Source organism: Microcoleus sp. A6-C6 (assembly GCF_036705955.1).
Lineage (GTDB): Bacteria > Cyanobacteriota > Cyanobacteriia > Cyanobacteriales > Microcoleaceae > Microcoleus.
Genome location: NZ_JAUBVR010000178.1, coordinates 1 through 1,783 on the forward strand (window position 1 = coordinate 1; position 1,783 = coordinate 1,783).

Annotated in this window: 3 protein-coding genes; all 3 read right to left on the bottom strand. The window is 41.7% G+C overall.

From position 1 onward, the window contains the following. Positions 1-221 precede the first annotated feature (221 nt). Complete coding sequence (locus QUB52_RS29025; protein ID WP_265238350.1) at positions 222-737, bottom strand: transcriptional repressor; 516 nt, start codon at positions 735-737, stop codon at positions 222-224. 53 nt (positions 738-790) lie between these two features. After that, positions 791-1,126, bottom strand: coding sequence for a hypothetical protein (locus QUB52_RS29030; RefSeq protein WP_265238348.1), 336 nt, complete (start codon positions 1,124-1,126; stop codon positions 791-793). A 90-nt stretch (positions 1,127-1,216) separates the two neighbouring features. Continuing rightward, on the bottom strand, positions 1,217-1,591 hold the full coding sequence (locus tag QUB52_RS29035) for a hypothetical protein (RefSeq protein ID WP_332975674.1): 375 nt from the start codon (positions 1,589-1,591) through the stop codon (positions 1,217-1,219). Positions 1,592-1,783: the final 192 nt, after the last annotated feature.

A 1,783-nucleotide genomic window follows, 5' to 3' on the forward strand; every position in this document is an offset into this window, starting at 1 on the left:
GCTTCTAACAATGGTGAATTTATCTTAAAATATACTCATCACTGATGAACAGTGTTCAATAAGATGCGTTCCCCCTGAGTTGTCATTGGTCATTAGTTGTTTGTTAGTAGTGGGTTATAATAACTAACAGAAAATTCCCAATTCCCAATTCCCAATTCCCAATTCCCAATTCCCAATTCCCAATTCCCAATTCCCAATTCCCGAAGAGTCTTTCATTCAACTCAACTCATTTCCTCCTCAAGTTCCGAATGATATCTCGGACATAACCAATTGCTCGGCACCAAAGAAGGCCATCCCTCCCGCAGCGCTTCCAAACAAACAGCACGCACAGTTAATTGACAGTCAAGGAGTTCTACACCAGCTTTATCAACTTGCTTTTTGCCTATTTTTAAAATCGATTCATCACTAAATTCAAAGGTTTTGTGACACTGAATGCAAACTAGGTGATGGTGGTGGTGCAATTCCGGCAAATTTAGTTCGTAATGCTTGTGTCCTTCTGCTAATTCTAATTCACGCAAAATTCCAATTCTTGCTAATAAATGCAGCGTTCTGTAGACAGTAGATAAGCCAATTCGTTCTCCTTGACCTTGCAAAGTATTGTATAATTCTTCCGCACTCAAATGATTACCTTGTCGCAGAGTTTGAAAGACGCTCAAAATAGTTTCTCGCTGAGGAGTCAGGCGGCAGCCTCTCTGGTTTAGTTCTACTTTGAGTGAGTTAGCGCTGTATAAATTCATCGCGAATTTCTCCAAATAATTGTGATACATCCCCCTGAATCAGGGGGAATTTACTAGCTTCTCATTCCGGTTGCTAAAGGTGGAACAGAAGAATTGGTCGGCATTTCTGCATAATCTTTGTGAACCCTAGAGCAATGTTGCTGGCAAGAATTGGCAAAACAAGTCTTCGGTTCAAAGTCAGTACAGCCGATCGCGTCCTCAGTACAAGCAACGCACGGCCGCACCGTACATTTGAGACGGTAATCATTAGTAAAAAATTCGCAATTGGAACAAGGAATTTGATGCAGACGCCGGAGTTGCTGGAATCCCTCTCGCAATGCTAGCGAAGCACTCCACAAAAACACGAGCGTCAAAATACTGATACAGAAGCAGTAAATAACAACAGTCATAGGGTAATTTCTCAAAAAACACACAAATTGGAAACAGATTTAAGTCAGCAATAAAGTAAAAATAAACTTGGTTTCTGACTTTAATCGAATTCAGCTTCTATTCAAACGGGCGCGAGAAGCGTGCCAGATGTGACCGGCAAGGGCTAATATACCCAAGAAAAATTGTGCGTTTGTCAATCTCAGGCGATCGCTCCCGTAGAATTCAACAGGATAAATAATCGTGTTATATCCCGCAAACGTACAGGAAACAAAAGCCATAAAAGCCAAGCCAGCTAAACTAAATGTGACCACCAAATCTTCCAAATTGTCAACACTGGCCAAATGAGTTTGATAGGCGTAGATAACTAACGGATCGAGAGTAGGACTCAAAACAGTGCGTACTTCCTGAATAGTCGAGTCGTACAAACCGCCGAAAAACATCGCTTTAGCTACCAGAAACAGCGCGCCTAATCCCAAGAAAATCAAGTGATGTCCCAGGATAAAACCAAGTTTTTTCTAGTCTTCCCATTCAAAGTGGAACTTGGCAGGAAGACCTAGAGTAAATACTCCTGTCCAAAAAGTAATTAAAGCTGCTTGACCGACTTGACAACTCCCCAGCCCTAAAGGGACGGGGATTCATAAGACCATAATTTAAGTCTTACAGGTGCTGACAAATCA